The organism is Marinobacter sp. V34, from assembly GCF_055524115.1.
Genome location: NZ_JBUPZY010000022.1, coordinates 1 through 3,388, shown reverse-complemented (window position 1 = coordinate 3,388; position 3,388 = coordinate 1). Strand labels below are relative to the sequence as shown.

Here is a 3,388-nt window from a genome sequence, read left to right as displayed (position 1 = left end):
ACAGGCAATAAAAAACCCCCGTCGGCGAAGCCGCGGGGGTTTTTGGTATTAAGAGCCTGACGATGACCTACTCTCACATGGGCAGAAGCCACACTACCATCGGCGCTGGTCTGTTTCACGGCTGAGTTCGGGATGGGATCAGGTGGTTCCAGACCGCTATGGTCGTCAGGCAAAACGGTTGATCACTGGGTGGACGAGAGGTAGAACGGAGTGATGTTGATTTCATTGCGTCATCCGCAATTGTCTTGGGTGTTATATAGTCAAGCCGCACGAGCAATTAGTATCGGTTAGCTCAACGCCTCGCAGCGCTTACACACCCGACCTATCAACGTCCTGGTCTTGAACGGCTCTTCAGGGACCTCAAGGGTCCAGGGAGATCTCATCTTGGAAGGGGCTTCCCGCTTAGATGCTTTCAGCGGTTATCCTGTCCGAACATAGCTACCGGGCAATGCGTCTGGCGACACAACCCGAACACCAGCGGTTCGTCCACTCCGGTCCTCTCGTACTAGGAGCAGCTTTCCTCAAATCTCCAACGTCCACGGCAGATAGGGACCGAACTGTCTCACGACGTTCTAAACCCAGCTCGCGTACCACTTTAAATGGCGAACAGCCATACCCTTGGGACCGGCTTCAGCCCCAGGATGTGATGAGCCGACATCGAGGTGCCAAACACCGCCGTCGATGTGAACTCTTGGGCGGTATCAGCCTGTTATCCCCGGAGTACCTTTTATCCGTTGAGCGATGGCCCTTCCATACAGAACCACCGGATCACTATGACCTACTTTCGTACCTGCTCGACGTGTCTGTCTCGCAGTTAAGCGGGCTTGTGCCATTACACTAACCGCATGATGTCCGACCATGCTTAGCCCACCTTTGTGCTCCTCCGTTACGCTTTGGGAGGAGACCGCCCCAGTCAAACTACCCACCACACAGTGTCCTCATCCCCGATAAGGGGACCAAGTTAGAACCTCAAACAGGTCAGGCTGGTATTTCAAGGTTGGCTCCACCAGAACTGGCGTCCTGGTTTCAAAGCCTCCCAGCTATCCTACACAAACATGCTCAAAGTTCACTGTGAAGCTATAGTAAAGGTTCACGGGGTCTTTCCGTCTAGCCGCGGATACACCGCATCTTCACGGCGATTTCAATTTCACTGAGTCTCGGGTAGAGACAGCGCCCCCATCGTTACGCCATTCGTGCAGGTCGGAACTTACCCGACAAGGAATTTCGCTACCTTAGGACCGTTATAGTTACGGCCGCCGTTTACCGGGGCTTCGATCAAGAGCTTCGCGCAAGCGCTAACCCCATCAATTAACCTTCCGGCACCGGGCAGGCGTCACACCGTATACGTCCACTTTCGTGTTTGCACAGTGCTGTGTTTTTAATAAACAGTCGCAGGGGCCTGGTATCTTCGACCGGCTTCTGCTCAACCCGCGAAGGGCGTCACATACCACCGGCGTGCCTTCTCCCGAAGTTACGGCACCATTTTGCCTAGTTCCTTTACCCGAGTTCTCTCAAGCGCCTTGGTATTCTCTACCTGACCACCTGTGTCGGTTTGGGGTACGGTCTCGAATAGCCTGAAGCTTAGAAGATTTTCCTGGAAGCAGGGCATCAATGACTTCCCGCCCTAAAAGGGCAGTCGTCGTCGCGTCTCGGCATTGTGGGACCGGATTTGCCTAATCCCACTGCCTACATGCTTAAACCGGGACAACCGTCGCCCGGCTCACCTAGCCTTCTCCGTCTCTCCATCGCAGCTATCCAAGGTACGGAAATATTAATCCGTTTCCCATCGATTACACCTTTCGGTCTCACCTTAGGGGCCGACTCACCCTGCGCCGATTAGCGTTGCGCAGGAACCCTTGGTCTTCCGGCGTGGGGGTTTTTCACCCCCATTGTCGTTACTCATGTCAGCATTCGCACTTCTGATACCTCCAGCATGCCTCTCGACACACCTTCGCAGGCTTACAGAACGCTCCCCTACCCCGTGCACTTGCGTGCACAGCCGCAGCTTCGGTAACCAGTTTGAGCCCCGTTACATCTTCCGCGCAGGCCGACTCGACTAGTGAGCTATTACGCTTTCTTTAAAGGATGGCTGCTTCTAAGCCAACCTCCTAGCTGTCTGAGCCTTCCCACATCGTTTCCCACTTAACTGGTATTTGGGGACCTTAGCTGGCGGTCTGGGTTGTTTCCCTCTTCACGATGGACGTTAGCACCCACCGTGTGTCTCCCGGATAGTACTCACAGGTATTCGGAGTTTGCATCGGGTTGGTAAGTCGGGATGACCCCCTAGCCGAAACAGTGCTCTACCCCCTGTGGTATTCGTCCGAGGCGCTACCTAAATAGCTTTCGGGGAGAACCAGCTATCTCCGGGCTTGATTAGCCTTTCACTCCGATCCACAAGTCATCCCCTGGCTTTTCAACGACAGTGGGTTCGGTCCTCCAGTTGATGTTACTCAACCTTCAACCTGCTCATGGATAGATCGCCCGGTTTCGGGTCTATGCCCAGCGACTAAATCGCCCTATTCAGACTCGGTTTCCCTACGGCTCCCCTAAACGGTTAACCTCGCCACTGAACATAAGTCGCTGACCCATTATACAAAAGGTACGCCGTCACGGAACAAGTCCGCTCCGACTGCTTGTACGCATACGGTTTCAGGATCTATTTCACTCCCCTCACAGGGGTTCTTTTCGCCTTTCCCTCACGGTACTGGTTCACTATCGGTCAGTCAGGAGTATTTAGCCTTGGAGGATGGTCCCCCCATGTTCAGACAGGATGTCTCGTGTCCCGTCCTACTCGATTTCACTGGACTCAGGTTTCGGATACGGGGCTATCACCCACTATGGCGGCTCTTTCCAGGGCCTTCTCCTACCAGTCGTCCAGCTTAAGGGCTGGTCCCCGTTCGCTCGCCGCTACTGAGGGAATCTCGGTTGATTTCTTTTCCTTCGGGTACTTAGATGTTTCAGTTCCCCGAGTTCGCCCCGCACAGCTATGTATTCACTGTACGGTACCGGTCCGAAGACCGGTGGGTTTCCCCATTCAGAGATGCCCGGATCACAGCTTGTTTGCCAGCTCCCCGAGCCTTATCGCAGGCTTCCACGTCTTTCATCGCCTCTGACTGCCAAGGCATCCACCGTATGCGCTTAGTTGCTTGACTATATAACCCCAAGACAACTGACCACGAACTCACTCCCTCACCAGGCAAGCCTGAGTCGGAGGTGCTTTCGAGACAGCCACTTGAAGTCATATACAACCACTTCAACGACAACACCGGATAACGCTTGAAATCGCTATCACATTGAATCTATTCCTCTCGGAGATAATGAGAGAAATAAACTCGTGTTCTATCTCGTCCAATTTGTTAAAGAGCAAATCTGACCCAGTGATCAGAAA

General features: G+C 53.7%; 2 rRNA genes. Both read right to left on the bottom strand.

What is annotated here, in order from left to right:
• Positions 1-54: 54 nt before the first annotated feature.
• Positions 55-170, bottom strand: a 5S ribosomal RNA gene (gene rrf / locus AC0B60_RS20140).
• Between the two features lie 86 nt (positions 171-256).
• Positions 257-3,152, bottom strand: a 23S ribosomal RNA gene (locus tag AC0B60_RS20135).
• Positions 3,153-3,388: the final 236 nt, after the last annotated feature.